Annotated in this window: 28 protein-coding genes and 1 pseudogene; 17 read left to right on the top strand and 12 right to left on the bottom strand. The window is 38.7% G+C overall.

The annotated features are described in order from the left end of the window. Window position 1: 1 nt before the first annotated feature. The 9 genes from V7161_RS24380 to V7161_RS24340 all read left to right on the top strand — a co-directional run bounded on the left by V7161_RS24380 (window position 2) and on the right by V7161_RS24340 (window position 8028). Window positions 2-586 carry an adenylyltransferase/cytidyltransferase family protein gene (locus tag V7161_RS24380; RefSeq protein ID WP_335715405.1) on the top strand — a complete coding sequence of 195 codons (585 nt, stop codon included), beginning with the start codon at window positions 2-4 and terminating at the stop codon, window positions 584-586. A gap of 94 nt (window positions 587-680) precedes the next feature. After that, window positions 681-1937, top strand: coding sequence for a Zn-dependent hydrolase (locus V7161_RS24375; RefSeq protein ID WP_335715404.1), 1257 nt, complete (start codon window positions 681-683; stop codon window positions 1935-1937). Window positions 1938-2260: 323 nt separating this feature from the next. Next, window positions 2261-3421 (top strand): ABC transporter substrate-binding protein, encoded by a 1161-nt coding sequence (locus tag V7161_RS24370; protein WP_335715416.1) that lies wholly within the window; start codon window positions 2261-2263, stop codon window positions 3419-3421. Between the two features lie 11 nt (window positions 3422-3432). Then, window positions 3433-4299: a branched-chain amino acid ABC transporter permease gene (locus V7161_RS24365; protein ID WP_335715403.1), complete on the top strand. Its 867-nt coding sequence runs from the start codon at window positions 3433-3435 to the stop codon at window positions 4297-4299. A gap of 13 nt (window positions 4300-4312) precedes the next feature. Then, complete coding sequence (locus V7161_RS24360) at window positions 4313-5338, top strand: branched-chain amino acid ABC transporter permease (RefSeq protein ID WP_335715402.1); 1026 nt, start codon at window positions 4313-4315, stop codon at window positions 5336-5338. After that, complete coding sequence (locus V7161_RS24355) at window positions 5328-6122, top strand: ABC transporter ATP-binding protein (protein WP_335715401.1); 795 nt, start codon at window positions 5328-5330, stop codon at window positions 6120-6122. Before V7161_RS24360 ends, V7161_RS24355 begins: the two co-directional genes overlap by 11 nt. Beyond that, entirely contained in the window at window positions 6115-6819 is a 705-nt protein-coding gene (locus tag V7161_RS24350; RefSeq protein WP_335715400.1) for an ABC transporter ATP-binding protein, read from the top strand. The genes V7161_RS24355 and V7161_RS24350 overlap by 8 nt, the downstream gene beginning before the upstream one ends. A gap of 50 nt (window positions 6820-6869) precedes the next feature. Continuing rightward, entirely contained in the window at window positions 6870-7322 is a 453-nt protein-coding gene (locus tag V7161_RS24345; RefSeq protein ID WP_335715399.1) for a RidA family protein, read from the top strand. 31 nt (window positions 7323-7353) lie between these two features. After that, window positions 7354-8028: a DUF1028 domain-containing protein gene (locus V7161_RS24340; RefSeq protein ID WP_335715398.1), complete on the top strand. Its 675-nt coding sequence runs from the start codon at window positions 7354-7356 to the stop codon at window positions 8026-8028. A 289-nt stretch (window positions 8029-8317) separates the two neighbouring features. Here V7161_RS24340 and V7161_RS24335 read toward each other — a convergent pair whose 3' ends face one another. From V7161_RS24335 to V7161_RS24315, 5 genes are all read right to left on the bottom strand, one after another. After that, on the bottom strand, window positions 8318-9430 hold the full coding sequence (locus V7161_RS24335; RefSeq protein ID WP_335715397.1) for a GerAB/ArcD/ProY family transporter: 1113 nt from the start codon (window positions 9428-9430) through the stop codon (window positions 8318-8320). Between the two features lie 136 nt (window positions 9431-9566). Next, window positions 9567-10679 (bottom strand): GerAB/ArcD/ProY family transporter, encoded by a 1113-nt coding sequence (locus V7161_RS24330; protein ID WP_335715396.1) that lies wholly within the window; start codon window positions 10677-10679, stop codon window positions 9567-9569. 37 nt (window positions 10680-10716) lie between these two features. Beyond that, window positions 10717-10938 carry a hypothetical protein gene (locus tag V7161_RS24325; protein ID WP_289984108.1) on the bottom strand — a complete coding sequence of 74 codons (222 nt, stop codon included), beginning with the start codon at window positions 10936-10938 and terminating at the stop codon, window positions 10717-10719. Further along, window positions 10935-12140, bottom strand: a complete 1206-nt coding sequence (locus V7161_RS24320; RefSeq protein ID WP_335715395.1) for a Ger(x)C family spore germination protein — start codon at window positions 12138-12140, stop codon at window positions 10935-10937. The genes V7161_RS24325 and V7161_RS24320 overlap by 4 nt, the downstream gene beginning before the upstream one ends. A 33-nt stretch (window positions 12141-12173) precedes the next feature. Then, window positions 12174-13736: a spore germination protein gene (locus V7161_RS24315; RefSeq protein WP_335715394.1), complete on the bottom strand. Its 1563-nt coding sequence runs from the start codon at window positions 13734-13736 to the stop codon at window positions 12174-12176. Window positions 13737-14182: 446 nt separating this feature from the next. On the opposite strand from V7161_RS24315, the gene V7161_RS24310 reads away from it, so the two are divergent. From V7161_RS24310 to V7161_RS24300, 3 genes are all read left to right on the top strand, one after another. Next, window positions 14183-15292 carry a GerAB/ArcD/ProY family transporter gene (locus tag V7161_RS24310; RefSeq protein ID WP_335715393.1) on the top strand — a complete coding sequence of 370 codons (1110 nt, stop codon included), beginning with the start codon at window positions 14183-14185 and terminating at the stop codon, window positions 15290-15292. Window positions 15293-15809: 517 nt separating this feature from the next. After that, complete coding sequence (locus V7161_RS24305) at window positions 15810-16301, top strand: DinB family protein (RefSeq protein WP_335715392.1); 492 nt, start codon at window positions 15810-15812, stop codon at window positions 16299-16301. 93 nt (window positions 16302-16394) lie between these two features. Beyond that, window positions 16395-16682, top strand: coding sequence for a hypothetical protein (locus V7161_RS24300; RefSeq protein WP_335715391.1), 288 nt, complete (start codon window positions 16395-16397; stop codon window positions 16680-16682). 180 nt (window positions 16683-16862) lie between these two features. Here the strand turns inward: V7161_RS24300 and V7161_RS24295 are convergent, their stop codons facing one another. Next, entirely contained in the window at window positions 16863-17333 is a 471-nt protein-coding gene (locus V7161_RS24295) for a hypothetical protein (RefSeq protein WP_335715390.1), read from the bottom strand. A gap of 270 nt (window positions 17334-17603) precedes the next feature. Here V7161_RS24295 and V7161_RS24290 point away from each other — a divergent pair, with 270 nt between their 5' ends. The 4 genes from V7161_RS24290 to V7161_RS24275 all read left to right on the top strand — a co-directional run bounded on the left by V7161_RS24290 (window position 17604) and on the right by V7161_RS24275 (window position 21327). Further along, complete coding sequence (locus V7161_RS24290; RefSeq protein ID WP_335715389.1) at window positions 17604-18029, top strand: hypothetical protein; 426 nt, start codon at window positions 17604-17606, stop codon at window positions 18027-18029. A 427-nt stretch (window positions 18030-18456) separates the two neighbouring features. Then, the gene (locus tag V7161_RS24285) at window positions 18457-19434 is read left to right on the top strand and encodes a ring-cleaving dioxygenase (RefSeq protein ID WP_335715388.1); all 978 of its coding nucleotides are present in this window, start codon (window positions 18457-18459) and stop codon (window positions 19432-19434) included. A gap of 473 nt (window positions 19435-19907) precedes the next feature. Next, complete coding sequence (gene xerS, locus V7161_RS24280) at window positions 19908-20996, top strand: tyrosine recombinase XerS (protein ID WP_335715387.1); 1089 nt, start codon at window positions 19908-19910, stop codon at window positions 20994-20996. Between the two features lie 202 nt (window positions 20997-21198). Further along, window positions 21199-21327 carry a hypothetical protein gene (locus tag V7161_RS24275; RefSeq protein WP_335715386.1) on the top strand — a complete coding sequence of 43 codons (129 nt, stop codon included), beginning with the start codon at window positions 21199-21201 and terminating at the stop codon, window positions 21325-21327. A gap of 57 nt (window positions 21328-21384) precedes the next feature. On the opposite strand, the gene V7161_RS24270 is transcribed toward V7161_RS24275, so the two are convergent. The 4 genes from V7161_RS24270 to V7161_RS24255 all read right to left on the bottom strand — a co-directional run bounded on the left by V7161_RS24270 (window position 21385) and on the right by V7161_RS24255 (window position 23578). Further along, entirely contained in the window at window positions 21385-22008 is a 624-nt protein-coding gene (locus V7161_RS24270; protein ID WP_335715385.1) for a sugar phosphate nucleotidyltransferase, read from the bottom strand. Between the two features lie 7 nt (window positions 22009-22015). Next, window positions 22016-22138, bottom strand: a complete 123-nt coding sequence (locus V7161_RS24265) for a sugar phosphate nucleotidyltransferase (protein ID WP_335715384.1) — start codon at window positions 22136-22138, stop codon at window positions 22016-22018. A 275-nt stretch (window positions 22139-22413) separates the two neighbouring features. After that, on the bottom strand, window positions 22414-22539 hold the full coding sequence (locus V7161_RS24260; protein WP_335715383.1) for a hypothetical protein: 126 nt from the start codon (window positions 22537-22539) through the stop codon (window positions 22414-22416). Window positions 22540-22645: 106 nt separating this feature from the next. Next, window positions 22646-23578: a D-2-hydroxyacid dehydrogenase gene (locus tag V7161_RS24255; RefSeq protein WP_335715382.1), complete on the bottom strand. Its 933-nt coding sequence runs from the start codon at window positions 23576-23578 to the stop codon at window positions 22646-22648. Window positions 23579-23694: 116 nt separating this feature from the next. On the opposite strand from V7161_RS24255, the gene V7161_RS24250 reads away from it, so the two are divergent. After that, window positions 23695-24522, top strand: a complete 828-nt coding sequence (locus tag V7161_RS24250) for a Cof-type HAD-IIB family hydrolase (RefSeq protein WP_335715381.1) — start codon at window positions 23695-23697, stop codon at window positions 24520-24522. 46 nt (window positions 24523-24568) lie between these two features. Here the strand turns inward: V7161_RS24250 and hpt are convergent, their stop codons facing one another. Both hpt and V7161_RS24240 read right to left on the bottom strand, forming a co-directional pair. Beyond that, window positions 24569-25096 carry a hypoxanthine phosphoribosyltransferase gene (hpt, locus tag V7161_RS24245; RefSeq protein ID WP_335715380.1) on the bottom strand — a complete coding sequence of 176 codons (528 nt, stop codon included), beginning with the start codon at window positions 25094-25096 and terminating at the stop codon, window positions 24569-24571. A gap of 40 nt (window positions 25097-25136) precedes the next feature. After that, window positions 25137-25373, bottom strand: a pseudogene (locus V7161_RS24240) (hypothetical protein); the annotation flags it as partial.

The following is a 25373-nucleotide window of genomic DNA, read 5'->3' as shown; positions in this document are numbered from 1 at the left end:
ATTGGAAATTCATACACCTGGTTCGCTAAAGCTTCCATCGTCTGTGCTTACCATCGGTGCATTTGATGGGGTGCACCGCGGCCATCAGGCTTTGATTTTAAAAACAAAAGAACAGGCTGAGGCTCATGGAGTTCCATGTGTGGTCTATACCTTCGATCCACCGCCGAAGGTCCATTTCAAAAAAGGCCAATGGATCACCTCACTGGATGAAAAGCTGAACCGCTTAAAGGCACTTGGCGTGGATCATGTTATCGTGGGGCAATTTAATGAAGCATTCATGAACAAAACGGGTTCTGACTTTATTGAAGAACTGCAATTCATCCATCCCGTTGAAATATGGGAAGGCCCTTGTTTTCAATTTGGAAAAGGTCGTATGGGCACCATTGAAGATTTAAAAACCCATTTTCATGTCGGTGTGTTACAGCCGCTGCAATGTGAACAGGGTGAAATCATTTCATCCACACGTATTCGTTCCCTTCTAAAGCAAGGAAATTTTTCGTTGGCGAAAAGTCTTCTTGGCGATATCCGTTACATTTCCTATTTGGAAGAAAGAAACTTCGTGGGAACAGCCTGGAAAGTAAATTAGTAGAGTAAGTGAAAATCCGGAGCAGCAATATTGGTGTGATGCCATTCGTTGCTCTCTTTTTTATGAAGCAGGAAGAAAGTGAGGGCATAAAGGGTTGAAAATAAATCTTAGCAGGTTACAGAACGACATTGAAAGATATGCAGCATATGGGAAAAATGAACACGGAGGAGTCACGAGACCTAGTTTCTCTTCTGAGGATCATCAAGTCCGAAAATTGTTTATAGAAGAGTTAAAGGAATTGGACCTACAGGTAACGATTGATGGTGCCGCCAATATTTGGGGCAAATATGAAGGTACCGGCAAAAGGAAAGGCAGTATTGTCATTGGCTCCCACTTGGATTCCGTTCCTAATGGGGGTAAATATGATGGGCCGCTGGGTGTCCTAACGGCAAAAGAAATCATCACAACATTAAGAGAACATCAGATCAAACTGAATCATGATCTTGAAATTGTTTCCTTTACGGCAGAGGAATCAAACGATTTCCATTTATCAACCTTTGGCAGCCGCGCTTTTGTTGGGAAACTAAAACCTGAAAACTTACAAGAAACCCGTAACTCTAAAAGAGCTCTCCTTCAGGATGAACTGAAGAAAGTGGGAGGGGGACTTGATCAATTCTCCAAGATGGAGTCGATGCAAAAAGAGAAAAAAGCATTTATTGAAATCCATATTGAGCAGGGGCAGCGGTTAGAAAATGCCAATATTTCTATGGCGATTATTGATAGAGTCGTAGGGACGTTTCGTAGTTTCGTTACCGTCATTGGGGAAGCCAATCACTCTGGAACCACGATGATGAACAACCGAAAAGACGCTCTCACCGCAGCAGCTGAAATGATTCTTGAGGTAGAAAGGGTTTGCGCATCAAAAGGAAATATAGTTTGTACAGTGGGAAAATTAACAGTCACACCAAATGCGGCCAATATTATTCCTGGCCAAATTGACTTTATTTTAGAAGTAAGAGCCGAAACGAAGGAAGCCATACAGAACGCGGTGAACACCATCAATCAGGTATGGCGGGAGATTGCCGATAAAAGAGAGGTAGTCATCCAGCAAGAAGTCTTTCTTGATCAAAAACCTGTTGTGTTAGATGAAGACCTTGTAGCGATTCTTGAAAACACTGCCAGGGAAATGAATGAGCCTTATTTGAGGTTGCCAAGTATGGCTGTCCATGATGCTGCCCATATGGCAAGTGTCACCAAATCGGTTATGGTTTTCGTGAAAAGTATTGGCGGGAAAAGTCATTGCCCAGAAGAGTATAGTGAACCTTACGATATTGAAAAAGCCGCCAATTTAGTGTTGCAGGGCATTGTTCAGTTGGATCGCACGCTGTCTGAAACGGAGCTTAGTGTTTAATCCTATTATACACCTTTTTAATAACAGCCTTTAGAAAGAGAATGATCTTTTATAAAATATTGAATTTTTAGAAAATTAAATTGACATTAACACCATGGACCTGTTATTTTTAATTAAAGAATAATTAAAGAAAATATCCGTAAATAAAACAACATATGCTCCCTAGAATCTGCCGCCTATTTCCTTTCAACTCTTCAAAGCATCAGGAATTAACCCCAAAACTACCATATCATCGATCACCCTGTCATTGATTTTGCCAATATAGGTTTTTATATTTACAAATTTCTATATAAGTAATATGAAAAAAAGGGGGACTAAAGTTGGTGCATTCCAAAAAATTATTTGTTAAAAAGATGGTAATGTTTATGGTATTAGCCTTCTTATTGGTAGGGTGTTCAGCAAAAAATTCTTCTACTGGTTCTAGTAACTCCGCAAGCGGTGACACATTACGAGTGGGTCTTCAAGCACCCATGACCGGTGATAATGCCCAATATGGACAGGATATGAAGAATGGAGTGGAGCTCGCTTTTAAAAAGATTAATAGTGAGGGCAGGATCAATGGGAAAAAGCTTGAGTTAATCGTAGGGGACGATAAAGCGACTCCATCTGAAGCAGTTGCCGTGGTCAATAAAATGATTAATAACGATGGTGTAAAGGCTATTATTGGAGGATATAATTCCTCGCCGACGTTGGCTTCTCAAGAAGTATCCGGACCGGCAAAAGTGCTTCATTTAAACATGGGGGCCAGCCCTGATTTGTCCAAAACAAAGAATCCATACCTTTTCCGTGTCATTTTAACGGGTTCCGTATACGTTCCTGCCGTCATGAATTATATGGCAAAAGAAAAAAATGTGAAGAAAATTGCCGCGATATTCGAAAATACGGACTATGGTATTACGATGTATGATGCTGCCAAGCAATCCACTAAAGATCTCGGGGTAGATTTTATCACTGCTGAAAAATATAACCCAGGCGATAAAAACTTTTCGGCTCAATTATCCAAGATTAAAACTCTAAAACCGGATGCCGTGATGGTAGTAGGCTTGTACAATGAGGTCGCCTTGATCGAACAGCAGGCCAAGCAGGCTGGGTTAAATGTCCAGTTCTTCTCCCCAGATGATTCGATGTATTCAGAGCAGCTGATCAAATTGGGTGGAGATGCGGTAGAGAATCATATTTTTGCCTCCATGATTGATTTAAATGCCAATACTCCTCAAATGAAAGAGTTTAAAGCTTTAGCTGAAAAGAATAATGTTCCTGCCCAGGCGAATACAGCCATTGCTTTTGACGCAGCCATGGCGATTGCCAAGGCATTAGAAAAAGGCGGAGGAAACGCCGATAAAGACCGTGATGCCCTAGCAAACATTGATATTTCAGGAATCACAGGTCCGATTAAATTTGATAAAAACGGGGATCGTTCCAACACACCAATGATCATGCAAGTTCAAAACGGTTCCTTTAAAGTGATTAAAGATTCAGAATAGGGGGATAATTTGTGTTCGTAGATCAATTAATCAATGGAATTGTCCTCGGCAGCATTTATGCGTTAATGGCAATTGGTTACACAATGGTGTGGAATGTGCTGCGCTTTATCAACTTTGCACATGGTGAAGTCTATATGGGAGGGGCATTCGTGTCCCTTTATCTTCTATTATTAGATACTCCAATCTGGTTAGCATATCTCGGTGGAGTATGTGCAGGAGCTTTTCTCGGCTATTTAATGGAGAAAGTCGTTTACATGAGGATGCGAAAGGCGCCCAAGTTAAATTTGCTGATTGCAGCCATTGGGATTTCGATTGTTCTCCAAAACGTTGCTCAATATATTTGGGGGGCAACACCTGAGAGATTGAACTCACCATTCCTTTCTAAGAATTTTACGGTAGGTGATATGGAGATTAATCAGCACTACGTTTTTATCATTATCCTTACCATTCTTGTCATGATCGTATTAGAGTTATTCATGAATAGAACGCTGATGGGAAAGGCTGTTCAAGCAGCCTCACAAGATATCAATGCAACACAATTAATGGGAATTAACGCAAATAAGATTATTTCGATCACTTTTGCCATCGGATCAGCTGCCGGTGCCCTAGCAGGAATACTAGTAGGACCTGTTTTCCTGGTTTATCCAACGATGGGTGTATTTGCAGGTCTGAAAGGATTTACTGCTTCCGTTATGGGGGGAATGGGGAATATACCGGGTGCCATGATTGCCGGGTTATTATTAGGTCTCATTGAGAGCTTTGCTGCTGGTTTTATTTCCTCTGGCTATAGAGATGCTGTCGCGATGGTCATCTTATTATTTATTTTACTTGTTCGTCCTCAAGGAATCTTTGGCAAGATCATTCAGCAGAAAGTGTAAGGGAGGAGAAGAGATGATACAAACCAATAAAACAGTTTACCGGAAGTTCCTGTTGATTCTTGGAGTGATCGCCTTATTTTTCCTCCCCCTTGCCGTTACCAATCCATACGTGATGTATGTTATTAATCTCATTTTAATCTATACCCTGCTAGCCTTAGGTCTAGATTTAATTGTTGGTTACACGGGTCAAGTCTCGGTTGGACACGGGGCATTTTTCGGAATTGGCGCCTATGTGGCCGCCATATTGTCTAAAAACCTTGGATTTTCCTTTTGGGTAAATCTGCCGTTATCGATCATCGTAACCGCGTTAATCGGGTTTATCATTGGCTTTATTGGGTTGAAACTGATTGAAGAATACTTGGTCATGGCGACACTGGCATTCGGAACGATTATCTGGCTTGTCTTTTTAAACTGGACGGATTTAACTGGCGGACCTATGGGGATTGCAGGTATAGCTTCTCCGCCTCCGATCAAAATCGGCACCTTTGAATTTGTGTTTTTTCAATACCAGGACTATTACCCCTTATTATTACTCTTTGTTTTTCTTGGTATTTTGGTCACAAGGTTAATCATTCGTTCTGGATTTGGGCGTGCCTGTACGGCCATTCGCGATGATGAACTTGCGGCTCAATCGATGGGAATACCTGTTTTTAAAACAAAGGTCATGATGTTTACGATTTCAGCTGCTTTCTGTGGGGCTGCCGGTGCCTTATACGCTCATTTCCTTCGTGTCGTTAGTCCGGAAACCTTTACGTTTTCGATGTCCGTCACCATTCTAACGATGGTCATGATTGGCGGCCAAGGATCGATTGCTGGGGCGGTGATTGGAGCATCCATCCTGACTGTTTCCTCGGAGGTCTTGCGGGAAACTCCTGAATTGAGAATGATCATTTACGGGTTTCTGATTGTTGTCATGATTATGTTTTTCCCTAAGGGAATGATGGGGTTATTCCAGTTAGTCAAAAGACGTCTTCAGAAAAGAACGCTTCAAGCTGCCGAAACCACTCCAGAGAAAGAGGGATTAAGTTATGAGCATTGATCTCCCTAATGATTCCGCAATATTAACCGTCCAAAATCTTTCTAAATCTTTTGGAGGCGTTAAAGCCGTTAACAATCTATCCTTTTCTGTTTTACAAAACAATATTCATGCGATTATTGGTCCAAACGGAGCAGGGAAAAGTACGTTGTTCAACCTTATTACGGGAGTGATTAAACCAGATATGGGGAATGTACAGTTCTTAAATCAGGACATTACCTCATTGAGACCAGATAAAATTGCCCAGCATGGGGTATCACGAACGTTCCAAAATATTCGATTATTTCCAGATATGACTGTGTTTGAAACGGTGTTAATAGGAACCTATCAATTTACAGGCGGAAATCTTCTACCTGCTCTTTTCCGGACCAAAACCTTTCGGAACAAAGAATCAGAGGCGAAAGAACGGATTGAAGAAACCCTGAAATTCGTGGGATTATGGGACGTTCGAAACGAGTACGCTGCCCAACTATCGTATGGAAATCAAAGACGTGTCGAAATTGCTAGAGCATTAGCCACGAATCCACATCTGTTATTACTTGATGAACCTACGGCCGGAATGAACCAGAAGGAAACAAAAGAGCTTATGAATCTATTTTCAGAGGTGAATCATCAGGGGATTACCATCTTAATCATTGCTCATGATATGCATCTGGTAAATTCCTTATCTAACCAAATTACGGTGATAAATTTTGGAGAAAAGCTAGCAGAAGGTCCTCCTGAATTGATTCAAAATCATCCAGCCGTATTGGAAGCCTATATGGGGAGGGCTGAAGCGCATGCTTAATGTTCAAAATCTAAGTACCTATTACGGGCAAATATGTGCTTTAGACAATGTTAGTTTAAGGGTGGAAGAAAGGGAAGCCGTTTCCGTTATCGGTGCGAATGGTGCTGGTAAAAGCACACTATTGAAAACGATTATCGGAGAGATCCGTCCCAAAAATGGAGATATTCAATTATCAGGCAAATCGATTGTTAAAGAAAAAACTTTTAAACTAGTAAGCCGAGGTATGTCTCTAGTTCCAGAAGGAAGACATGTATTTCCATTACTCTCCGTTTGGGATAACTTACTATTAGGCGGTTATACGCTGCCAACTAAATATCGCCAGCAGCGGGCGGAAGAAGTAACAGAACCCTTTCCAATTTTAAGAGAAAGAAAGGATCAATTAGCAGGCCTTCTTTCTGGGGGTGAACAACAAATGCTAGCAATAGCCAGGGCGATGATGACAAGTCCAAAGCTATTATTATTAGATGAACCGTCCATGGGTCTTTCTCCCAAACTAGTTTTTGAGGTTTATGATAAAATCACCGAACTGCATCAGCAGGGAACGACGATCCTTTTAGTCGATCAAAATGCGGAAATGGCGATAGATTTTTGCAGCCGTGGCTATGTTTTAATGGCAGGGCGTTTAGCCGGACAAGGAACAAAAAGCGAGTTAAAAGAAAGTGAAATCGTACAGCGGTCCTATCTTGGATCTGCCTAGATTCAGATATATTCCTATAAAAACTTACCTTTAAGGGAGGAAATATTATTATGTCAGTTCATGGTGAAACAAAAAAAGTGGAAATTCAAAGAATTCGAAAGTTCAAAACGGACCAGTTTTATCCGAAAAACATGGGAAAACCAGAACATCACATTGCGAATGAGTTTAGCATGGCTGTTCGAGCCGGAAATCGCATTTTCTTGAGAGGGCAGACAGGATTTGATTTGGATGGAAATTTTCACGGCGTTGGCGATGTGGCAGCACAGGCGGAAATGGCATGTGCATGTGTTAAGCAGCTAATTGAAGAGGCAGGCGGCACGATTCAGGATATTTGTAAAATAACTGTTTATCTCATGAATCGTGAAGATCGAAGCAAAGTCTACCCGGTGATTGCCAAACATTTTAAGGATGTTTATCCGTGCAGTACTGGTTTGCTCGTAAGTGGATTTGCCATGCCTGAGATGTTAATGGAAATTGATGTAGAGGCCGTAATTAGTGAATAAATCATGAAAAATTACGACAAGGAGGAGAAAAATGACATTTTCGGTAGCAGGACGCTGTTCATCCACAGGCGCATTAGGAGTCATTGTTACGTCCAGTAGTCCATCCGTTGGGGCAAGATGTCCCTGGGTTAAAACAGAAGTTGGTGCTATTTTAACCCAAAACGTTACTGATCCAAGATTAGCAGGCATCGGTTTTACTGTGTTGGAAAACGGATTTGATGCAGAGTCCACGATCCGATCGATGAAGGAAGCTTCCCCGTTTCCAGAATACAGGCAGCTAGCCGTTGTCGATTCTAAAGGAAACTCTGCTGCTTTCACAGGTACTAAGGCTTTAGGTGTACACGGAGAATTTTGTGCAAAAAATGTTGCCAGTATCGGGAATCTTCTCAGTAATCCTGCGATTCCGGAAGCCATGGGCCAGGTGTTTTTACAAACGGAAGGTCTGCCCTTGGCGGAAAGGTTAATTTTGGCGATTGAAAAAGGCTTTCAAATGGGTGGGGAGCTGGATCAGGAGCATTCCATCGGTCTTCTGGTCTACACGGATGAGCCATTTGCCTATGTTGACTTACGAGTGGACTATAGTGAACAACCGCTTGAGGATTTAAAGAAGCTTTGGGAAATATACAGTCCACAGGCAGACGACTACAAAGTTAGGGCGATTGTTCCTGAGTTGGCTCCATCTTATGGCGTTATCGGGGATGAATAACCTTTAATACGAATTAGATATAACCGGGTTATCACGATATCTGTTTCAAATAATTAGGACCCTGCTAATCTTGAATTAGCGGGGTTTCTTATGCCATTTTATTTTCCCTTATTTTTTTTCGTTTTCAATAAGGCCATAAGTAGTGCAAGGTAGATCGTTACGTGCTCGTACCTTCCAATCTAAATACATATAATTTTAAAGAAGATATGTATCAATTAAGTCACCTTCAAAGGTGACTTTTTATTTATGTAACATAATACACGTTTTGTTACCAAACTGATAATGGTCACTAATGAACGATTGAAGATTTAGGGCTTTTATCTTTGTATTTCTTTTTTATAAGAGCCACTAACAAAAGAAAAAGCGGAAGTATGATTTGAATAAAGGGAAAATAAAAAGAACCAGCCGTCGTAAAGAATTGCCCCATCTGTTGAAAATTTGGAGCTACCCATATACTGAATATAACTTGAAGAAATCCTATTGGAAGTACAAACGATTTGTAATCAGACACATCCAGCCACTGAGCTACCCCAAGTACAAGCGCGTAATAAATAAGCGAAAACTTAACAAACATACCAGTAATCCAAACTGCTATGACAATCGATTCAACATGCTCGAAAAAATCAGCAAGGCTGATATACCTAAAAACATTCATTACTGGATATAACAATTCCGTGGTAGACCCGCCAAATACAAAAATGGTAGTCAAATTTGTAATCACCATGGTCAGTGTGATAGCCATTACGGAAATCATCCCCCATTTTCCTCCCTTTTCATCCTTCAAAAAGGGCAGTAAAAAAGACATGTAAATAAAATCACCAAACCATTCAATTGGAAAAAAAGCACCTTTTAAAGAGGGTATAATCCCATTTCCCATGACAGGAAGCATGTTACGTGGTTCCATATCAGGAAGAACCATCAACCCCATCAGCAGAAGAGGAAACATGAACAATGGAAGAAAAACCAATGCCGAGCGGGCAATCACTTCCACTCCTCCTTTTACAGCAAATGCACTAACTAGTGTCATACCAACAATCACCAATATGATTGGGGTTTTTGGAAGGACGGAGGTAATGATGAACTCGGCATATTCCCGTATAACGAAACCGCTGTTATGAAGGAAAAAAAACAAGTAGTAAATCCCGAGTGTTTTCCCAATTAAACGCCCAAAAATATTCTCACTGTACTGAATAATATTCTTTCCGGGAAAATGCTTGTGCAATTGAAGAAAAACAAGTACTATCAGTAAGCCAATAGGACAGGCCCATATCGGGGCTATCCAAAGATCCTGCTTTGCATAGGTTGCTGTAATAGAAGGAACTGTAAGAACTGCTGTAGCTAGGATTCCAGGATACATCATCACGCCCATCTGAAAAGCAGAAATTTTCCCTTTTTCAATCATTTTCTTTTCTCCTTTTTATAGTGTTCTTTATAAAAGAAATCCAGATGTCACGCTGTGCAAACTTGCCCGTCATAGCTGGAACAACAAGTATAGCGTCATGTAGAAAATCTTTTACATCGATAATATTCTTTATACGTTATGGATTAGTAGGAACAGGCTGTCTTTTATTCCTCATCTTTTTCTTTATGATTGCAAACAGAAGGAGCAACATCGGAATGAATGTCATTATAGATGGTATATAAAAAGGGGAGATTGACCTTAAAAACCGGCCCAATTCTTGCCCATTGGCTGCTGCCCAAATACAAACCAGACATACAAGAAAACCAATCGGAAACACAATCGGCCGGTAGTCGGACAAATTTAACCATTGGGCTGTTCCCAGAACAAGTACATAATAAAACACCGAAATTTTGATGAACGCTCCCATCACCCAAATAATGACCACGACTGCTTCAAGATGTTCAAAAAAAGTCGCAACACTAATGTATCGGAAAGCATTAAGCACTGGAAAGGCATAACTTGTTACTGATTCACCATATAAGAGAAGGCAAACGATATTGATAATAACTAAATGTAATATAATAACAATCACTGAGATTATTCCCCATTTTCCCCCTTTTTCACAATCCGTTAAAAAGGGAAGAAACATTGAGATAAGGGAGACTTCGCTAAACCAACCTTGCGGTATTACAGCACCCAGGATTGAGGGCATCATACCATGCTCCATGATTGGAACGATATTCTCTAGTTTTAAGTCAGGAATAAGTAAAATAAACAGTAACGGAGTAGCCATAAATATTGGAACAAACACTTGAGCAGCTCTTCCCAACACTTCCAAACCACTGAGTACTGTAAAAGCACAGACCAAAATCATCCCCCCCATGACTACGATCATCGGGGTTCTCGGCAAAAAAGCAGCAATAATGAAATCCGCATATTCCCTGGTTATAATGCCACTTGAATGCAATAAAAAGAACAGATAGATAAGCCCAATGATTTTTCCTGGAATCCGTCCGATAATATCCCCACTGTACTGAATAATCGATTTTTCTGGAAAGTGCTTATGCAATTGATACACGATAAACAAACTAAAAAATCCAACGAGTGAACCGAAAATTGGCGAAATCCACATATCACGTCCCGCGACCCTGGCGGTAACGGATGGAACCACAAGAACAGCAGTTGCTGTGACTGTGGGTATTATCATAAGAGCCATCTGAAAGGCAGAAATTTTTCCTTTCTCAATCATGCTGTTTTCTCCTTTTTAACATCCCATGATCTTACTATTACTCAATCAACTTACCAAGCGGTTTAAAAAGTTTTTCAATCATCTGTGTAGGCCCTGGCATGTCTGGAAAGAACACAAGGAGGATGGCAAGCAGCCATCCCATCGCCGTTAAGGTTACAAAGGCCGCTTTTTCCTTTTTTTGATTTTGCTTCATTTTTGGCCATTCAAATAATATGAGGAGTACCACACCTACTGTTATTGCAAACACAGTCCATATCATTTCTTTTCTACCTCATTTTCTGGAACACCCGCTGGTGTAGTAGTCAATCCTGGTCGGCGTATACGCGTTTTAATAGCTATTTTTACGTCTACCTGCGGAAGGACCTTATCCCAATGATCTTTGACTTTCTCCCATTCTTTTGGGTATTTACGGTGAAACGCATCTGCAAAACCAAACGCATCTACATTCATCGCGTTCTTTACTTTTATAAGGGGTAGGTTCAATCGTTGTTTGATGTCTTTTTCTAACTCCTTTTCTATCCTCTTTGTAATGTCAGTGCTCATTATGTCTAAATGGCTCCCATTTTGCACAATTGTTCCTTCTGATGTGATCTTTGCTAAGATTTTCCACTTTCCATTCTTGATTGTAGGGATGAGCTTTGTCTTTTCACGTATGGGATCTAACGATATCGTTTCTCCTTTTTTGGGGTTTACCGTTACCGCAGTTACTTCGACTTCATTTCGTAACCACAGCAGTCCTCTAGTTACTTTGGTATCAATTTGACCGACCATTTTATCTTTCTTGAAAATAGCAGTCCCGATTATATTAGCAATCGTTTCTTGTTTGTTTTCAGACAATGTCGGTAATGTTTTAATCAATGGCAGGAGAGCCGTACCCGTATCACCTTTTAACATCTGTTCAAAATCTTTCACGGTAATGCTCATACCAATATGCATCTCAGAAAGCTTTCGAAGTGCTTGTCCCACATATAGCTCTAAAGGTGGCTGTAATTCAAGAATATTGGCTGCTTTGCCTACACTAACAAACAAATCGGCACGTTCTCGAGGTTCTGGATGGCGAAGCCAAAAGTCAATTTGTTTATGTAAGCCTCCTGCTTTAGCAAGCTTTGTCCCGATAATATACACTTTACAATGCCCCCAAAAGATTTTACGCGGAAATTCTGTCTGGAGCTTTGAAGCAGCATCAGCCATATTTTCTCCAATCGCAGATCTTACCAAGACGGTGGGGCCTCCTCCGCCACCGCCCGCTCCCTGCTGCCCGCCGCTCACAGCCCGAGGAATCAAAACTTGAATGGTAAGCTTGATGTTTTCCCCTTTTTCTTTGTCAATGGCAGCCCCCAATACCAGTGCCGTGTCATTCACTTCCCGTCTGTCCCAGCAACCGGTAAGCAGGAAACTAGCCGAAAACAAGAGAAGAACGAGGAATAATTTTGTCATGCTTTGAGACAAAAAGTGGTTCATCTTTACACACATCCTTCTCGTTTTTTCTTCACACTACGATTCGTCTCCTTTTCCCGGATTCGGTTTTTGCCCGGGGGCTTGTCGATATGGATTGTATTCACCAGTTAAATGGGGGCGTTTATTCATCCCCCACCATGGAGCTCGAATCAAGGAATCTTTCAATTCATTCTTCTTCATAGGAGCGATTGGTGAAAGGTATGGTTCCCCAAACGAACGCAACCCGCATAAATGGACGACGATTAATATCACCCCAAGCATTATCCCAAGCAACCCGAGCGAACCGGCAAGCAACATAATCGGAAAGCGTAGCATTCGTAAAGCAATCCCTTGTGTATAGTGCGGCACCATAAAGGACGAAACTCCTGTAATCGCAACAAAGATAACCATTGGAGCGGATACTAATCCGGCTTGAACGGCAGCTTGACCGACGATTAAAGCGCCAACAATACTAACAGCAGCCCCGACCTGTTTCGGAAGCCGAACCCCTGCTTCACGCAGCGCTTCAAATGTTATCTCCATCATTAATGCTTCCACAAGTGCCGGAAAGGGGACAGTTTCCCGTGAAGAAAACATACTGATCAGCAAGGCTGTCGGCACCATCTCCTGATGGTAGGTTAGAACCGCAACATATAGAGATGGCAAAAGAAGAGACATCAACATAAACACAAAACGCAACAAGCGGATAGCTGAGCTGATCAGGAAACGCTGATAATAGTCTTCTGTCGACTGCAGTAAGGAAAAAAAGCTAATCGGAGCAATTAAGACAAAGGGAGTACCGTCTACTAAAATCACCACACGCCCCTCCAGGAGATTAGCAGCGGCTACATCCGGTCTCTCTGTATTGATAAGCTGAGGAAAAGGTGAATAGGGATTGTCTTCAATCAGTTCCTCGATATAGCCACTTTCCAATACACTGTCTATGTCGATGCGCTGTAACCGGTTTTCGACTTCCTCAATGAGGGTTTGATCTGCAAGTCCTTTCATGTAAGCAATTACAACATGAGTATCCGTATATCGCCCAATCTTCCTCGATTTCATTTTGAGGTCAGGGCTTTTGATTTTACGTCTAAGTAGGGAGGTATTGACGTGCAATGCTTCCACAAAACCTTCCCGCGGCCCACGTACGACACTCTCTGCCTGTGGTTCTTCAATCGATCGTTTTTCCCATTTGCACAACCCCAAAGCAAGTCCGACCATTTCTTGTTCTACTAAAAGAACGGGAAACCCGACAGATATATACTCTATGCACTCTGTAACCGTTTTGACTTCTTTCATTTTTGAAATATGAATCTTTTTCTCTAACAATTCACGTGGACGAACCTTGCCTTCTGTTACTGACGCAAGTGGGGCGAGTACATTATCATCAACTTCTTCAAGATTAGATAAGCCCTCAATAAATATAAGAACGGCTCTTGTTTGTCCACCAATCAAAAATGTCCGAAAGACTACATCCATGCAATCCTGATAAATGGAGTGAAAAACGTGCAAGTTTTCATCCAGATTAGAAGAAAGCAAACCTTTTTGCCCGGTAATCTCTTTTTGTGTATTGAGTTGTATATGCTCATGGAACCTTTTTCGGTTTTTTCGAAACAACATGGACGCGCCTTCCTTTTGTTCAAGGTTGTATGGAAAATCGTGGTGAATTTATTTTGTGATTTATCTAGTGAATCTATCCTGTTTAATTGGAAAATTATCCAACCATTTCAATATAACGTTTAATTTATGCTTGCTTTTGTACAAGTGGAAAACAATATGTATCTATAAACCACTCAGACTCATTTATTTTGTCTAAAGGTAGAGGTCTAGCTATTTCAGGTAGGGTTTGGTGATTTGTATAAAAAACATTATTTAGTAAAAAATACAAACGTAAAAATTTCCTATTTTAGACTATCTAAAGGGGAAATAATATGGAAAGCAAGAGTCTCTAGTTGAACAAGAGGGATCTCAAGACAATAAATAATAAGGTCGTAAGGTTATTACAATTACACTGAAGAGGAAAAATAAACATAAGACAATTGGAGAATAAAGGGGATAAATAGATAATGATCGAAAAAGGGAAAATCTCAGCTCTTCAGATGGGTATGATATTATACATTATCGTATTGGCCACATCTATTTTGTCCCTTCCAGCAGTTGCAGGAAAAGACGCAAAACAAGATCTTTGGCTATCACCGATATGGGCGTCGATTATTGGTTTTTTAGTGGTGTTTATTCTCTTGAAACTGAATACTTATTATCCTAAGCAAAACATTGTTCAGTATAGCGAACATTTAATTGGAAAGCTTGCAAGCAAGATTCTTGGTTATATTTTTTTGTTTTTCCATCTGTTTTTGAATGGAATTGTCTTACGTGAGTATGCTGAGTTTATTGCAAACTTCCTTCCCAAGACTCCACTACTAGTGGTAATAGTTAGTCTGGTTTTAGTCTGCGCGTCTGTAGCATATGGAGGACTAGAATTGTTAGCACGTGTGACACAAACTTTTTTTCCATTATTTATTTTTCCCCTCCTGATAATGGGGATTCTTCTTTTACCCGATATGAAAGTCCAAAATATACTTCCAATTATGGGAAATGGTATTTTACCATCTTTACAAGGTGCGATTCCAATTCAATCATGGCTAGGTGACTTTATATATATTAGTTTTTTTCTTCCATTTTTGAAAAATCCAGAAAAGGGACGGAAATGGGGCTTAATTTCTGTTGTAACAGTTGTGCTAACGATGGTGTTTACAAATTTAATTACGATTTTTATAATGGATGATACTATTAAAGAACAGATATATCCAGTAATGAATGTTGCTAGGTATATCAGTCTCTTTCAATTTTTTGAGCATCTTGAATCGATTGTAATGGCTATATGGGTTACTGGAATATTTATAAAAATTTCAGCCATTTATTATGTGCTCGTACTTGGGGCAGCTCAGTGCTTAGACGTAAAAGATTATAAGCCATTTGTCCTCCCATTTGGTTTTCTACAAATAATATTTGGTTTTTGGGTAGCAACTAGTTATCAGCAACTAGTTTCTTTTTTATCTAAAAGTGGAATTTTTTACTTTTTTTCTTTTGAAGTTGTACTCCCTCTGTTTCTTTTACTTATTGCATTTATAAAAAACATAAAAATAAAAAGAACGAATCCAGCCAATATCCAATAACATGCATTATGCTAAATTAGCAACTATACGAATGGTCAAATAAGCAAATCTCAAACCTTATAAAGAATTCCAGGTACTTCGAAATTAAAGAAGCTGAACAATATAATTGGCTTAGGAAAATGAAGGAACTAGGTGAAGTTCTAAAAGCTTTTACTAAATAATTTTTATGATTTACATAAAAAAAGGGGGAGGGGAAGCAAAGTTAATGGTTCAGCTTCCTTATAGTTAAATTTTGATCTTCCGCAATCAGGCTCATTTCTTGAATAAGAAGGCGACTTTTTGTATTGTTCTGGATTCTGGAACAACACTTATTAGGGATTGGAGTTATATTAAGATGAAGAAGAGATTATGAAGGATTACACTTAAACTATCGGGTGCTAGAGTTTAAGAAAGGATTGCTGGAGCGATCCTTTTTTTCTTGTGGTACGAACGGGGCGGTTTAGTAGAAGAAGGAATTAGAATTTTATGGTAAAATATATGTTTAGATGGTTACAATACGCGCTAAGGAGGATTTGGAATGAACAGAACGGAATCGTTACTTCAAAACTGGGACTTTTGCTACGATAAAGAAGATTGGTATCCGCCGCTCGCTGACGCACTCAAAGCGCTTACGGCGGAGCAAGCAGATTGGCGACCGGCTGGCGAGCATGCGAACACGATTTGGGAGACAGTTGAGCATTTGATTTTTTACAAGGAACGGTTGCTGAAAAGAATTACCGGTGAGGAATCGCAGTATCCGGAAGGGTTGACGAATGACGATACGTTCGCAGTCGCTTCGAAAACGGAGAGCGATTGGAAAGCCACGCAAAATAGGCTAAAAAGCGTCCATATTGGCATCCGTAAGCGTATTGCGAATTTAAACGTTGACCAATTGCAAGCTCTTGTTACTAATCGTCCATTAGACGAGTGGCTGAACAGCCTCATTCTCCATGACGCTTATCATACGGGCCAAATTATCCTGATACGCAAGTTGCAAGGCTCTTGGCCATCGCGCCGCACTTTTGAATAGGGCAAAAAATTGCACTGCAGTTCGAGAACGTGGGGCCATATATATCACGAATTACATCCAATATTTGTCGAGGTATTATCAGACGGCTATATAATGGTCGGAGCTTCTGAAACATTCTCAACAAAAGGTTACTTTCTTGATGAAGCAGAAGGATTTTGGAAACAAGATACGGATTTATTTGTTGTTAAGGTAGGGAAAGACGGTAGAACGGAATGGTATCGCCCACTAGGAAGTGAATCCTTACATGAATGGGGCATTGATATTATTCAAACAAAAGATGGGGGCTATATCATTTTTGGTCATACACACTCCTTTGCATCTGGTGATGAGTTCGTTAGAGATATGTATTTAATAAAATTGAGTAGTGCGGTTAATAATTAATCGAATATGAGCGAACGTCTCAGGTATGGGACGTCCGCTTTTTTGGGGATTACTTTGAAGTAAAATGCCAATAAAGTCAAGCAGACAGCACCTTCCTCTGGTCCATAGTTTGATTCAAAGGCATCTAACAAAGGAGGTCAAAGGGCATCCATAGAGTTGCCCTTTTTGTTTTCTCTTTTTTCATTTTTTCGTGTTCAATATGGCTGCGTAGTTTGCCGCCTTTTCGGGTGAAGCAGTAAGTGATTTTTCATAACCCTTTTGGAAGCTGCTTTTGTACGCTCTCACAAACCTTTGACCGAGTATTCGCTCGGCCGCCTGTACTGCATTCATTTCCGGATGGGCATGAAGGTAGGCGTTGAATTTCTCCTCAGAGGAAAAAAAGAGGGACACCTGGCGGAGAAGTCCTATTTTCATGAGGGGGCGAGCGATCTCCTTCTTGTTGTCTAAACTCAGCTGGGATGGTGGTACCTGCTGCCAAGCTCGGGAGATCCTAAAATTGTGCCGGTCTTCAAGCCCCGAACGGATACCTTCATAAAAGCCTTCTTTCATACCCATCCTGACGGGATCCGGAGGCGGCTGGCCGTCAGTGTGAAGGGCACCTGTGAAAAGGTAGCCGGCAAAGAAGAAAAAGACCATAAGTTTCCGTATCACAGCTTTTTCCTCCTTTCTGTTTTTTTCGTTTCTATAGTGTAACCAATCATTTTCTTCATATGTAGTAAAGAAGTTGGAAATCTATCTGGGAAGCTTAACTTTTTTTCAAAAAGGAGGAAGTTAGTTGCAAAAACAAATTATGAAAATTGGCTCTTGTTACAATAGGCCGAGTATTTTATTGTTAAAAAATGAAGACTAGCAATCAAAGATTTAATAAATTGCAGCAAGATAAGATTTTCAAGCGCTTGTTGATAGGAAGGGTAAAGATACATGCTATATATTTGGGATATTGAGAAAATCATTATAAATACACTACAAGAGCTAAAACTAAAATTAAATGTTGAATTCAGCGATAAACTCAAAGCACCGATGAGTTATAACGTTTCGACCAATACGATTAAGTTTAACTACATCCAAATTAACGGCTATAACGCTAAAATCAACTTTAAAGTTAGAGAAACAGATGAAAACTTTGCGAAAATTATTCTTTACCATCAGATTGGTTATTACTTAGAATTCAGGAAAAATCCACGAGTTTTAAAGACTCTCTATTATGGCAAAGAAGAAGAAAAGAAGCAGCTTTTAGCAGAAGTCGAAGAGAACGCGTGGGAACATGGAAGAACACTCGTTCCAGTACACCTGTTAAAAGCCTATGATCAAGTACGTGAATTGGATAAACTTTTGTTAAAGTTGTGAATCGATGATTCTATATTTTTCATTGGCCGAAAATATACAAGTTTTTTCAGAAGGAAGAGGAAGTTATTAAACTTGTTAGCAATTTGAAACTTTATCCTTCGGGTATTGACAAAGAAATTTAAAAGTAATATTATTATCTCATATTCAAGATATTTTAATTTGAGATTTTAATAGGGGGTGTACTAAATGGAGAGGAAATGCTCAAATATCTAAAGCTATTCATGGACATTGGTGAACACATTGTAAAAAGTAAAGAATAAAGTTTAAAAGTGCATTTTTTTTAAAGCGATATCTCGAATTCAAGATAAATATTTGGAAGTTTATGATGATAAATAGTGGTTTACCACCATTGTTGGAACAATATTGAAAAGAGATAGAAGAAAAGTTAAGACCCTTAATTTTAAAATAAATCCAGGAGGGATATATAATGAACCATCTAAAAGGAATACACCATGTAACAGCTATTACTAGCAGTGCAGAAAAGAACTATGAATTTTTCACCAATGTTTTAGGTATGCGTTTAGTTAAAAAAACGGTCAATCAAGATGATATTCAAACCTATCATCTATTCTTTGCAGATGATAAAGGAAGCGCAGGCACAGACATGACTTTCTTCGATTTCCCAGGCATTCCGAAAGGCGTACATGGTACTAACGAGATTTCAAAGACATCTTTCCGTGTACCGAGTGATGAAGCATTAAGCTATTGGGTAAAGCGTTTTGATCGTTTAGAAGTCAAACATACTGGAATCAAAGAGCAATTTGGCACGAAAACCCTTTCTTTCATTGATTTTGACGATCAGCAATATCAATTGATTTCAGATGAATTCAATAAAGGGGTAGAATCCGGCACACCATGGCAAAAAGGTCCAATTCCACTTGAATATGCCATTACTGGTTTAGGACCTGTTTTTATCCGTATTGCGAACTTTGATTATTTTAAAGAAATGATGGAAAAAGTTCTATTATTTAAAGAGACAGATCAAGAAGGATCATTCCATTTATTTGAAGTGGGGGAAGGCGGGAATGGTGCTTCGGTCATTGTAGAATATAATGCCATTCTTCCTGAAGCTCGACAAGGTTTTGGAACAGTTCACCATGCGGCATTCCGTGTAGAGGATCGCTCTGTTTTAGAAGAATGGATTGAACGGATGAGTAGTTTTGGATTCCATACATCCGGTTATGTAAATCGTCACTTTTTTGAGTCCTTATACGCAAGAGTGGCACCGCAAATTTTATTCGAGTTTGCTACAGAGGGTCCTGGTTTTATGGGAGATGAACCTTATGAAACGCTTGGGGAAAAATTATCTTTACCTCCATTTTTAGAGCCTAAACGTACAGAAATAGAAAAATTAGTTCGGCCAATTGATACAGTGAGAAGTACAAAGGAATTTATCAAAGAATAAAAAGAACCATTTTTAAACGAAACAGATATTATTATTCAAATAGAACCTTGCGTAGGTTCTATTTTTTTTGTTCATACACAGTATTTTTGATTTCAATTTTTCTTGTCGTTCCGAAAGAAATAGGGTGCAAAATGAACGTTATGTAACCATTTTCTTGTCGTTGTACAATTAGGTGCCACGGGACGCCGATTGGTGTAAAGACCAGTCGGCGTTTTTATGGTTCATACTTCACCAAAAGCATTTCAAAACAAAAACCCTGACAAGTTCATATTTTGTTTCATAAAATATATGGTAGAAAAATTAATACGTTAGAACAGTTTCTTGAATTCAAGAGACGCTGGGATAACAGTGAGTTAAATGAACAATTGACGTTAGATATATTTTAATACTTTAATCTCAAAAATATAAACTGCGTAAAATATAAATTTGACGCAGTTTATATCATGAAGTAAAATACTGAAGGAGGTGTTATTATGGTTAATCAGGCAAAACAAGAAAAATTTAAAAAACTTCAAGCCTTGCTCCAAGAATTGCCGTGGTATGTTGAAGAGTACATAAATCATAAATTACGAAATCTTTCGACCGCATCCCTGTATAATTACTGCCATGATTACAAAATCTTTTTTAATTGGATGCTTAGTGAAGGTCTATTTGAAGGTAGCATTGAAGATATTCCGTTAGATCGCCTAGAACGATTGACTGTGATAGAGATTGACGGATTTCTTAACTTTTTGCACTTCCAATTAAATAATAAAGAACTGACCGTAAATCGTAAATTATCCGCATTAAAATCCTTGTTCAACTACCTTCAAAATATTGCTGAGACATCGGAGTTAAAACCTTATATTAATCGGAATATCATGGCGAAAATTGATTTTAATGAAGTTAAAGAAAGCATGGAAACGAAAGCTACGAAAATGGAAGGAAAGATTCTACTTGGTGATGAATACGAGAAATTCCGCTTATTTATTGCCAATGATTATGGTGAAATGAACAAAGAAAACAAGAGATTATCCTACTTTTATCAATTAAATAAAGAACGTGATACTGCAATTGTATCGTTAATACTAGGATCTGGACTTCGCCTTTCAGAGCTGGTCGGAATTGATTTAGACGATATTGATTATAACAAGTATTGTGTACGAGTTATCCGAAAAGGAAATAAAGAACAATTCGTTTATTTTAGCCAAGTAGCTATGGCTGACCTCCAAGAATATTTAGCAGTCAGAACTGCCAAATACAATGTTGATAAAAATGAAAAATCATTATTTGTTAGTGGACCAACTGGTCCTAAAGTAAAATCACGAAGATTAAAAGTTAGAGCCGTTGAAAATCTTATTGAAAAATATGCTGCTGCATTTGGCAAACCGTCATTATCCGTACATAAGCTGCGTCATTCATTTGCAACCAGATATCATGCTGAAATAAATGATGTGCCAAAGTTAAGACGCCAGTTAGGCCATTCATCGATTCAAACGACGATGATCTATACGCACATTAAGAATGATGATTTAAAGATTGCGGTTGATAAAATGGATATGCCGAAGGAACAAATAGAATAATAGCTGCCATTGTTGTGGCAGTTTTTTTGATAAATCAGTTTACATAATATAATTATGTACTGATTTTCCCTTTTAATTCCAATTTGTTACCTTCTTTCCAACGAATAACTTTTATATAAAAACAGATGATATTAAAGGCTTCCTTCATAGCATTGGAGCAAGCTAATAACAAATGTACATAATGAAAGGAGGCACTATCACTATGACAAATCGCAATAATAATCGAAAGCAGCCGCACACGGGTGGGAGCGACACCGAATTTGGATCCGAGTCAGGCCTAAGTAAAAAAGCACAGAAAAATGCAGCAAGAGAGAACAAAAAAAACCAATAATTTAAAAAGGGTAACCTATTACATTTTTTTAGGGTTACCCTTTTTAAATGTGATTTTTTAGGATAAAACTGAATTTTCCCTATTCATTAATTCCATCTCTTGAAGAGTTGGATCGATTGTTTTATGATTGCCAACCAGCATTAAATGCTCTTCAGGGTTCGATGAGACCATAATCACACCATTCTTAATTACGGAATTGCTTCCTATGACGGCATTTTCGATCCATACATTTTCTTCTACAATCGTACCTGGTAAAATGACAGAGTTTTTTATCGAAGCACCCTTTGCTATCTTTACTCCGCTAAAGATTACAGACTTTTCAATGGTCCCTGACAGTTCACAGCCCTCGCTTAATATACTGTGGTACACCTTGGCACTTTCGGCTAAATATAATGGCGGAACATTTTTCTCAACAGTATGGATTTTCCACTCCGAGTTTTGCATAAAAATATTTTTTTCCTTATTTAAAAGGTCTAGGTTGGCTTGCCAATAACTATGGACAGTACCTACATCCTTCCAATAATTATTAAATTGGTAAACATACATCTGCAATCCATCGGTCAGCATCGTTGGAATTATATCCTTGCCAAAATCCCTATAAGAGAATTCTTTTTTCTCATCCTGAATCAAATATTCCTTTAAAATCGGCCATTCGATTCCTGAATTTTTACAATTACTCAAACTAAAATCAATGATCCGGTATTTTCCGCCAAAATGGTACTGCTGGTTTAACGATATTATTTGTAAGCTGCTCTAATCTCGTCCCCCTTCCTCCTGCCAATAGCATTGCAATCCACTTTTTCTTATCCATTTCCCTCCACCTCATATTTTTTCATTTTCTCTATACTTCTATTATCTCCGAATTTTTCCATCATCTCGGAAAACTTGTTACAGCATTGTGAATATTGACAGATTTTTCATCGACACATTTGGTGTCCGAAACACTAGAATTGACTAATAATGTCGGATTTTTTTGTATAACTGCTCTTTGACAAACACTCTAAATAATAAAAAAATAATATTTTATAATAACATTAAAAACCCCAGTCGCTTGCGGAACTGGGGCTGTTTATTTTATATATACCACTACTTACCCATAATAAAATCTATACCAATAATGACAATGGACATGACAAAAAATAAAGAATTCACTACTAATCCAATGGGTTCATATACTTCATACTGAAATTGGTCTGGTTCTTGATCGTCCATTATTGTCACCTCCAATCCATACAATGTTGTAAAAACATTATATGAAGATGATAATATTTTCGTATAGGACAACCATATAATTCTTTTTAAAAATCCCAAATAATTTTTAATACCCTCGTTTACAATCAACTTTATTAGGTAAAGGCTTATTTTCTTCCAGATTTTTTAACGTTTCAAGAAAACATACGACACCCTCCTCTGGTGTGGTAACCGCCGAGATATGAGGTGTGACATAAACCCTTGGATGATTCCATAAAGGGTTATCCTTCGGGAGCGGCTCTTGTGGGAAAACATCAAGAACTGCGAAGCTGACATGGTTATCATCTATTGCTTTAAGGAGCGCCTCCTCACTAATTGATGCCCCTCTCCCTACATTTATAAAACCCGCATTTGACAATTGTTTAAAAATAGGTTCATTAAAGAATGAGGCCGTTTGTTCTGTCAAAGGTAGAGTATTGATGATATAATTCATCTCTTTAAGGTGTGAAAGATGTGAATCAACTGTTAGGACCTCTTTGAAATCTTCTTTAGCTCTTCCACTTAAGGAAACGCCATAAACTTCCATACCTAATCCAGATAATATCCTCGCTGTTGTCTGCCCAATTTCTCCAGTTCCATAGATTATGACTTTTTGTTTATTTAATAATTTCGGTGTCTTCGGCAGCCAGTTTTTTTGCTGCTTTAATACTCGAAATTCTTCGTGAAACTGCAAATCTTTTAGAATATAGCTTAAACAATATTCAGCAATCCTTTGCCCGAATGAACAAATCGTCCTTGTTAACAATACCTCTTCATTCCAGTCCTTTTGAAATAAAAAGCGGTCGACCCCCGCCCCAAGGGAATGAACCCATTTTACATGACTGTAATCATAATCGGATTTTAAATTAAAAGTTACCAAAGCATCCGCCCAGCCTATATCGTTCTGTAACATCTCTTCTTCGGATTTAAAACGAAAATTATTATGTAGTTTTTCTTTTTCTATTAACGCCTTCAGCTCTATAAACATTGGGCTGACGACTAGTATATTGTTTATGTTCATTTTCGCACCTCTCTTTTTTTGTATTGTAGCATTAATTTCTGTAAAACTTTACAATCTACTTGCCGATTAATCTGGTATAGTAATTTTAAAAACAGTAGAAAGGAACATATGGAACTATGAAATGTTTATCCATCGACCTAGACGGAACTTTGTTAAATTCTGAGCAGGAAATATCTGAAGATAATATTAAAGCCTTAAACGAACTACAAGATCTTGGACATTGCCTCATTTTGAACACAGGCAGAGCTTACGCAGACGTGATCAAATTAAAAGCAATACAAAAAATGGAGGTTCCCATTTTTTGTATTAATGGCTCAAATTTATATTCCAGCAAACGTGAATTGCTTTTTGAAGCAACTATTTCAATTTCTGAATATAAAGAAATATTCTCGCTAATACAAAATATTGGTGTGGGCATTCTTGTCTATACCAATTACGGCGGCTTTCCTTCCACATTGCCTCCCTTACATGGTAAAACGAAAACAGAACTTGATATTCTTTTTCAAGAATTCAATTATGATGAAATCTTTGAAAAAGATAATTTAAAAATCTATAAAGTTATCGCTTTAACACACTTTGATCAATTGGAAAAAGTAGAAGAGGTAAGAAAAGCCTTAACCGGAAAATTTGATATATCAATGGCCTCGTCTTTTCCTAATAATGTCGAAATAACCTCAAGTGAAGCACATAAAGGAAAAGCACTGTTGCGATACCAAAAATTGATGAATCTTTCATTTGATGAAATTATTGCGTTTGGAGACGGAGGCAATGACCTCGCTCAATTTGAAGTCGCTGGCACATCGGTTGCGATGGGAAACGCCCCGCTTCATGTTCAGCAAAAAGCAGATATTGTCACAAAGACAAATGATGAAGATGGCTTTGCCTATGCTGTTCGCCATCTACTAAAAATAATGGACGCTACTGAAATCACTTCGTCTAAATAATAATGAAAAGCCTTCACTTATTATGGCAGTGAAGGCTTTAATTTGGCTAGCATTCTTCCACTGTTGCAATATAGGGTAAATTCCGATACATTTGCGCATAATCTATACCATAGCCAACAATGAATTCATCGGGAATGACAAAGCCGACATAATCTACTGGCAAATCAACTCTTCTCCGTTCGGGCTTGTCTAACAGAGTACAAATCTTGATTTGTTTTGGCTTATGTGTTTTCAAATGGTCTCTGAGGAAATTTAATGTCAGTCCGCTATCAATAATATCCTCCACAACCACAACATTCTGGTTCGTGATATTTGCGTCCAGATCCTTCAAAAGTCTTACCTTTCCTGTGGTTTCCGTCTCATCTCCGTAACTTGAAACCGAGATAAAATCGACCTTAACATTCCCCTTCAATTCTCGGATCAGATCCGCAGCGAAAACAAACGAACCTTTTAGAACAATGATTAAGACTAACGGTTCATGGTTAAAATCTGCTTCAATTTCCTCAGCAAGTTTCTTTACTCTTTTTTTAATGTCTGTTTCCGATATCATCGTGTCTTTTATTTTGTATGCCACAATACAGCACTTCCTTCTCAATGATCTACTTTCCCTAATTTCACTTAGAGAATAACTCTTCTCTTTGATAATATAAATAATTATTAAAATGAAACATTTCTACCTTAACCTTAATGTCCGTTAAGGAGTTTTTATCCAAATAAAAACCGTCATGTTTTTCTAAAGCTGAAAATTTTTTCGGCCGTTTTCTGTACCATTTTTCACCTACATTCAATAGATCTGTCTTATTCTCAACTCCATCCAAATAAAGGGTTACCACTTTTCTTTTTATTTCATC

The organism is Neobacillus drentensis (assembly GCF_036965425.1).
GTDB classification, from domain to species: Bacteria; Bacillota; Bacilli; order Bacillales; family Cytobacillaceae; genus Neobacillus; species Neobacillus drentensis_F.
The sequence above is the reverse complement of the archived record's forward strand: the minus strand, read 5'-3'. Positions and strand labels throughout refer to the sequence as shown.

Coding starts and splice junctions, on each gene's coding strand:
- V7161_RS24360 (WP_335715402.1), top strand. CDS start 4,313: ATGATACAAACCAATAAAACAGTTTACCGGAAGTTCCTGTTGATTCTT.
- V7161_RS24355 (WP_335715401.1), top strand. CDS start 5,328: ATGAGCATTGATCTCCCTAATGATTCCGCAATATTAACCGTCCAAAAT.
- V7161_RS24350 (WP_335715400.1), top strand. CDS start 6,115: ATGCTTAATGTTCAAAATCTAAGTACCTATTACGGGCAAATATGTGCT.
- V7161_RS24345 (WP_335715399.1), top strand. CDS start 6,870: ATGTCAGTTCATGGTGAAACAAAAAAAGTGGAAATTCAAAGAATTCGA.
- V7161_RS24340 (WP_335715398.1), top strand. CDS start 7,354: ATGACATTTTCGGTAGCAGGACGCTGTTCATCCACAGGCGCATTAGGA.
- V7161_RS24335 (WP_335715397.1), bottom strand. CDS start 9,430: ATGATTGAAAAAGGGAAAATTTCTGCTTTTCAGATGGGCGTGATGATG.
- V7161_RS24330 (WP_335715396.1), bottom strand. CDS start 10,679: ATGATTGAGAAAGGAAAAATTTCTGCCTTTCAGATGGCTCTTATGATA.
- V7161_RS24325 (WP_289984108.1), bottom strand. CDS start 10,938: ATGATATGGACTGTGTTTGCAATAACAGTAGGTGTGGTACTCCTCATA.
- V7161_RS24320 (WP_335715395.1), bottom strand. CDS start 12,140: ATGAACCACTTTTTGTCTCAAAGCATGACAAAATTATTCCTCGTTCTT.
- V7161_RS24315 (WP_335715394.1), bottom strand. CDS start 13,736: ATGTTGTTTCGAAAAAACCGAAAAAGGTTCCATGAGCATATACAACTC.
- V7161_RS24310 (WP_335715393.1), top strand. CDS start 14,183: ATGATCGAAAAAGGGAAAATCTCAGCTCTTCAGATGGGTATGATATTA.
- V7161_RS24305 (WP_335715392.1), top strand. CDS start 15,810: ATGAACAGAACGGAATCGTTACTTCAAAACTGGGACTTTTGCTACGAT.
- V7161_RS24300 (WP_335715391.1), top strand. CDS start 16,395: ATGGTCGGAGCTTCTGAAACATTCTCAACAAAAGGTTACTTTCTTGAT.
- V7161_RS24290 (WP_335715389.1), top strand. CDS start 17,604: ATGCTATATATTTGGGATATTGAGAAAATCATTATAAATACACTACAA.
- V7161_RS24285 (WP_335715388.1), top strand. CDS start 18,457: ATGAACCATCTAAAAGGAATACACCATGTAACAGCTATTACTAGCAGT.
- xerS (WP_335715387.1), top strand. CDS start 19,908: ATGGTTAATCAGGCAAAACAAGAAAAATTTAAAAAACTTCAAGCCTTG.
- V7161_RS24275 (WP_335715386.1), top strand. CDS start 21,199: ATGACAAATCGCAATAATAATCGAAAGCAGCCGCACACGGGTGGGAGC.
- V7161_RS24265 (WP_335715384.1), bottom strand. CDS start 22,138: ATGGATAAGAAAAAGTGGATTGCAATGCTATTGGCAGGAGGAAGGGGG.
- V7161_RS24260 (WP_335715383.1), bottom strand. CDS start 22,539: ATGGACGATCAAGAACCAGACCAATTTCAGTATGAAGTATATGAACCC.
- V7161_RS24255 (WP_335715382.1), bottom strand. CDS start 23,578: ATGAACATAAACAATATACTAGTCGTCAGCCCAATGTTTATAGAGCTG.
- V7161_RS24250 (WP_335715381.1), top strand. CDS start 23,695: ATGAAATGTTTATCCATCGACCTAGACGGAACTTTGTTAAATTCTGAG.